The following is a 5674-nucleotide window of genomic DNA, read 5'->3' as shown; positions in this document are numbered from 1 at the left end:
CGAACAGGGATTGCAGGCTGGAGCTCACTCTGGGAAGGCTGGCAAACACTGCAAAGTAAACTGGACGGCTTTATTGCCGCCAAAGAGATGATGGCTTCGGGGATCAAGATCTGATCAAGAGACAGGGTTGTAACAACCGGAGCGGTTTTTTACACCCATTAGATCCCAATACAACAATCTGATCCTGCCCGAACTCCATCTGACCCCCAAGTCGGTGGATGCGTTGCGCTATGGATCCTAAACAAGCGAGAAAATCCCCCATGCTGGAACGTGCAAGACAAGAATGGTTCTCCAACATCCGTGGTGACCTTTTAGCCGGAATTGTGGTCGCCCTGGCGCTGATCCCAGAAGCCATCGCCTTCTCCATTATTGCTGGTGTAGACCCCAAAGTCGGCCTCTATGCCTCCTTCTGTATCGCAGTGGTCATCGCTTTTGTCGGCGGTCGTCCAGGCATGATCTCGGCAGCCACAGGCGCAATGGCGCTCCTGATGGTGACCCTGGTCAAAGAGCATGGCCTGCAATATCTGCTGGCAGCAACCCTGCTTACTGGGGTACTCCAGATCGCAGCGGGTTACCTGAAACTGGGCAGTCTGATGCGGTTTGTCTCCCGCTCCGTGGTCACCGGCTTCGTCAATGCGTTGGCGATCCTCATCTTTATGGCCCAGCTACCAGAGCTTACCAACGTCACCTGGCAGGTCTACGCCATGACGGCGGCGGGCCTTGGCATCATCTATCTGTTCCCGCTTATTCCGGTGGTAGGCAAGCTAGTGCCTTCTCCGCTGCTCTGCATCGTGATCCTGACGGCAGTCGCCATCACCATGGGCATCGATATCCGTACTGTAGGCGATATGGGCGAGCTGCCCGATACTCTGCCCATCTTCCTGTGGCCCGAAGTGCCGCTCAATCTGGAGACGCTGGCGATCATCTTCCCATATTCCGCAGGTCTGGCCGTGGTCGGTCTGCTCGAATCCATGATGACGGCAGCCATTGTCGATGACCTGACGGATACCAGCAGCGACCGCAATCGCGAGTGCAAGGGCCAGGGGATCGCGAATATCGGCGCGGGCCTGATGGGTGGCATGGCCGGCTGCGCCATGATTGGTCAGTCCATCATCAACATCAAATCCGGTGGCCGTGGCCGCCTATCTACCTTTGTGGCTGGCACCCTGCTCATCCTGATGGTGGTCTTCATGGATGAGTGGATCCGCCAAATACCCATGGCAGCCCTGGTAGCCGTTATGATCATGGTCTCTATCGGGACGTTTTCCTGGGAGTCGGTTCGTAATCTCAAGAAGCACCCGCTCTCCACCAATATCGTGATGGTGGCAACAGTCGCTGTGGTTGTTGCTACCCATAACCTGGCACTTGGGGTATTTGTCGGGGTACTGCTCGCCTCTCTGTTCTTTGCCAACAAGGTTGCCCGCTTCATGCTGGTCAAGAGTGACAGTAAGCGTCATGGCGAGGTACGCACCTATCAGGTTCGGGGCCAGGTGTTTTTCGCCAGTGCCGAACAGTTTTTTGCCGGATTTGATTTCAAGGAAGTGGTAGAAAAAGTGGTGATCGACCTCACCCACGCCCACTTCTGGGACATCACGGCTGTCACCGCGCTGGACAAGGTGGTCATCAAGTTCCGCCGTGAGGGGACAGAGGTCGAGCTGATTGGCTTGAATCAGGCCAGTGCCACAATCGTTGACAGATTTGGTGTGCACGACAAACCGGAAGAAGTTGAAAAGCTGCTGGCTGGACACTGATCACAAGAAGGAATTTACCATGACAAACATTTTTGCCTGTATCGATGGCTCCCTTGCCATGACAGCAGTGTGTGATGCAGCAGCATGGGCATCTATCAATACTGGGTTACCTATCACCCTGCTGCACGTATTGGAAAAAAGTGAATTTGAAGGGCACAGCGATCTCTCCGGCAATATTGGACTTGGCAGTCGTGAGCTCCTGTTACAGGAGCTCTCCGAGCTGGATCACCAACGCAGCCGTCTCGCCCATGAACAGGGGCGCATTCTGCTGGACAGTGGCAAGGAATATCTGGCTGGTTTGGGGATGTCAGGGATCGAGACCCTGCAACGCCACGGCCAGCTGGTCGAGACGACCCAGGAGCTCTCATCCAACATGCGGATGTTGATCATGGGTAAACAGGGCACGACTCATATCCACGATCTGATAGGCAGCAATATCGAAAACATCATCCGTACCCTGTCTAATCCCATCATGGTAGTGCAGCCAGGCTTTCAGGCCCCAAGCCGCTTCCTGTTTGCCTATGACGCCAGCCCGACCACCAAGAAGGTGCTGGAATTGATCGCAAGCAGTCCTCTGCTCAAGGGGCTGGAGTGTGACCTGGTGATGGTCGGCGAACCGAGTGATGAGCACGAGCGCCAACTGGCACAAGCCAAACAGGTGTTGAAGAGTGCGGGTTTCAGGGTTGAAGCAATGCTGCTGCAAGGAGAGGTGGTGCCAGTGATTTGTCAGCATGCCACCGATGCGGGCTGTGAGCTTATCGTGATGGGGGCTTACGGTCACTCTCGGATCAGGCAGTTCATTGTGGGAAGTACGACAACAGGTATTTTGAAAAAGACTAATGCTTCTTTAATGTTGCTCAGGTGATAATTCTGCTGTGGGGGGGGATGGAACTATCCTCCCCATTATGAATGTTGGTGTTATGGGACGTAACCCAATCAGAAAACCCCTCTGCGGGTATTGGCTCGTCGATAGCATAGCCATGCACTACGTTGCAATGATTTGCTCTCAATAATGCAGCTTTTCCTGATTTGTGGCTCATACTAAAAACGACTACATAGGTTCGTTCCTAAACCGCTGTAACGCAGAATCGACTATACCTTCTACACTACCTCGTTCCTCATATTCGCGCCGCAAGTAGCTTGCGTCGCTGCCTTTGTGTGCAGTCTGGTAGATGTGTTCGAGAGCTGCGACACAACCCAAAGTATCAGCCTGAGATTCAATACGACGTATCGTACTGAGAATATCCTCTCGCAATGGAATTTGTTCATAAGACTTTGGATGTACGATCGCTCCATCCAAACCAAATCGACACGCCTGAAATCGGTTGTAGTTGTAGACTAGGTAGTCATCCTCAGCTGGTTCAGGCTCATTGCGCTCCAACAAATATTTGCAGAGTGCTTGGAGATAACAGGCTAAGGCAGCTGCACGTTCAACCGATAATGGCGTGTCGCAGACACGTAGTTCAATAGTGCCATACTCAGGCTTAGGTCGAATGTCCCAATAAAAATCCTTCATGCTTTTGACGACGCCTGTATGTTCCATTTTGGAGAAAAACCTCTGTTCAAAATCCTCCCATCTCAGTAAAAAAGGGGCACGACCGCTTAGCGGAAATGCAAAAACAGAATTCAATCGTGCAGAATTGAATAATGTATCATAGCCTTGCACGAACGGAGATGATGCTGATAAAGCAATGAAATGAGGTACGTAGCGGTTCAGTGCATGCAACAAAAACAGGGCTTCGTCTGCATTAGTGCAACCCACATGGATATGCTGACCATAAATGGTAAATTGCTTAGTGAGATAGCCGTACAATAGAGATACTTCTTTGAATCTCGGCTTGTTAAAAATGCGTCTTTCAGACCATAGTTGAAAAGGATGAGTACCGCCACCACAAACTCCAATATTGAGCCGATCCCCAGCGCAGACAAGCGTGTCACGCATATCAACTAGCTGAGCCAGAAGCGTTGGATATTCAGTATGAATATCTGTAGCAATTTCGATCATACTCTCAGTAACCTCCGGGGTCACACTCCCAGGGAAAGGCTTTCGTGTTAACAATTCGAGCATGTCGGGGCTCGCTGCTGCCAAGTCAAAATCACTCAGGCCGACCAGTTGTAATTCTAGCTCTACACCTAGACTTAATGCTTGCGATGTCTTAAATGATTCGAGAGGCATATCAGGACTCCTTACTTTCTGGTACTTCATGTGCCCAGCGCAGTGCGAGCTGGATAAATATTGGGCCAAATATTTCTAATGTCAGCGCCGCAGCGGCTAGCGGTGCTAGCTGGTCAATCAAGTTGATGCCAATGTAACGAGTTTGCTCCAACATCAATATGACAAAAGCAGAAATTGGCGTACTTGCTATTCCAATAAGAAATCCTTTACGCCACGAAATCCCGCTGATATGCGAGAAGATACCAATCCCTACAACTTTGGCAACTTGACGTACCGCAATGATGGCAAAGCCAAGACTAATTCCTGAGACCGCTTGTCGCCATTCTAGCGATGCGGCAATAAACACAAACAAAAAAACGGATAAAAGATCCCCTAATGCCCCAAATCCGCGCTGTGATGGACTCAAAACAATTCGACGATGACGAGCACAGAGCCCAAATGTCAGCGCTGCCAACACTGGGGATAGTTTCAGGCTATGTGCTAGAGCGACAAGACAAATGACCGCCACTGTAAAAGCAAGTGTACTATCATGAGTTGTGCGCTTGCTTAACCGTAACAACGCAGGAATGATAATGCCTGAAAGGGCCCCTAAAAATAGTGAGGCCAAGAGGACAATAGAACTGCTATAAGTAGCCTCCCAGAGGTTTCTGGATGTTTGGAACACCACCAATCCGGTGATGATTTTGAAAACAAACACGGCTAGTACACAGCTCAAGGCGGATAGATGCAAAATTCGCTCGGTAACTTGGCCAGAACTACGTTGCTCGTTAATGACACAAATAATAGTTGCTGGCGAGGTCGCCATTGACAATGCCGTCAATAGCAATGCAGTCGAAAGACCTTGCTCAAACCACCTTGCAATGAAGTAAACCGCAGAAAATGTAAGCACCACCTCGATGAGGCTGGTCGCAGCGAACCATGGATTGGTGCGCAGCCAGCGCAAATTTATGCGGTATCCGCATTCAAATAGAAGAAGGCCAAGAGCAATATTAGCAAGCAGTAGCGTTGCTGGTTGTACATGTGGTAGTAGACTGACCTGGGATGGAGCCAAAACAAAACCGACGACTGCATATGCACTGATGCGTGGTAGTTTTACCCATCCGTGCGCGAATTCCCCAGCAAACCAAGCAACCAGAATTGTCAGGGGCCAAGCCATGTCCTTTAAGAGTGGCGTCAGATCGATCATATTGTGCCTTATGAGATTCGGAAAGTTAGGGAAGGTGCGAACAAGTTGATCAAACCTTCATCATAAGCAGCCTGCTCACATTTAAAATTTTCATTACTCCAGAATTCGTACGTATTTACTCCAAAACCTGCTTTTTTGCTCCATTATTCCCCTTTTTCGGGGCTTACCTCGTGTTTTGGACACAGCTATCCCATGCCCGTATCATCTGGTCCACTCGAAACAGGTTCGCCAGCGTAAACAACATTGCCAGTTGGTTGTCATTCTTCCGCAGCCCCTTGTACCGTGCTTTCACAAAGCCAAACTGGCGCTTGATAAGCCGGAACGGGTGCTCTACCTTGGCGCGGATGCTGGATTTGAGCTTTTCAAAAGCCATCACCGCCTTGTTTTTACGAGGATGTTTTTTAAGTTCCTTGAGCTTGCCAGGGCGCATCGCAATCTGTCTCTTGATCAGATCTTGATCCCCGAAGCCATCATCTCTTTGGCGGCAATAAAGCCGTCCAGTTTACTTTGCAGTGTTTGCCAGCCTTCCCAGAGTGAGCTCCAGCCTGCAATCCCTGTTCG

General features: G+C 50.4%; 4 protein-coding genes and 1 pseudogene. 2 read left to right on the top strand and 3 right to left on the bottom strand.

Annotation, left to right across the window (positions count from 1 at the left end; translation table 11 throughout):
* Window positions 1–260 precede the first annotated feature (260 nt).
* Window positions 261–1751, top strand: a complete 1491-nt coding sequence (locus GWQ22_RS20760; protein WP_275931530.1) for a SulP family inorganic anion transporter — start codon at window positions 261–263, stop codon at window positions 1749–1751.
* A 19-nt stretch (window positions 1752–1770) separates the two neighbouring features.
* The gene (locus tag GWQ22_RS20755; RefSeq protein WP_275931529.1) at window positions 1771–2616 is read left to right on the top strand and encodes a universal stress protein; all 846 of its coding nucleotides are present in this window, start codon (window positions 1771–1773) and stop codon (window positions 2614–2616) included.
* 186 nt (window positions 2617–2802) lie between these two features.
* Here the strand turns inward: GWQ22_RS20755 and GWQ22_RS20750 are convergent, their stop codons facing one another.
* The 3 genes and pseudogenes from GWQ22_RS20750 to GWQ22_RS20740 all read right to left on the bottom strand — a co-directional run.
* Window positions 2803–3927: a YbdK family carboxylate-amine ligase gene (locus GWQ22_RS20750; protein ID WP_275931528.1), complete on the bottom strand. Its 1125-nt coding sequence runs from the start codon at window positions 3925–3927 to the stop codon at window positions 2803–2805.
* 1 nt (window position 3928) lies between these two features.
* Window positions 3929–5113 carry a cation:proton antiporter gene (locus GWQ22_RS20745; protein ID WP_275931527.1) on the bottom strand — a complete coding sequence of 395 codons (1185 nt, stop codon included), beginning with the start codon at window positions 5111–5113 and terminating at the stop codon, window positions 3929–3931.
* Window positions 5114–5276: 163 nt separating this feature from the next.
* Window positions 5277–5549 (bottom strand): annotated as a pseudogene (locus GWQ22_RS20740) (transposase); the annotation flags it as partial.
* Window positions 5550–5674: the final 125 nt, after the last annotated feature.

Source organism: Aeromonas sp. 1HA1 (assembly GCF_029237385.1).
GTDB classification, from domain to species: Bacteria; Pseudomonadota; Gammaproteobacteria; order Enterobacterales; family Aeromonadaceae; genus Aeromonas; species Aeromonas popoffii.
Note: the sequence above shows the minus strand (reverse complement) of the source record. Positions and strands in the feature narration are given on the sequence as shown.

Excerpts from the sequence above, each read along its gene's own strand:
- GWQ22_RS20745 (WP_275931527.1), bottom strand. The coding sequence starts at position 5,113 with ATGATCGATCTGACGCCACTCTTAAAGGACATGGCTTGGCCCCTGACA.
- GWQ22_RS20755 (WP_275931529.1), top strand. The coding sequence starts at position 1,771 with ATGACAAACATTTTTGCCTGTATCGATGGCTCCCTTGCCATGACAGCA.
- GWQ22_RS20760 (WP_275931530.1), top strand. The coding sequence starts at position 261 with ATGCTGGAACGTGCAAGACAAGAATGGTTCTCCAACATCCGTGGTGAC.
- GWQ22_RS20750 (WP_275931528.1), bottom strand. The coding sequence starts at position 3,927 with ATGCCTCTCGAATCATTTAAGACATCGCAAGCATTAAGTCTAGGTGTA.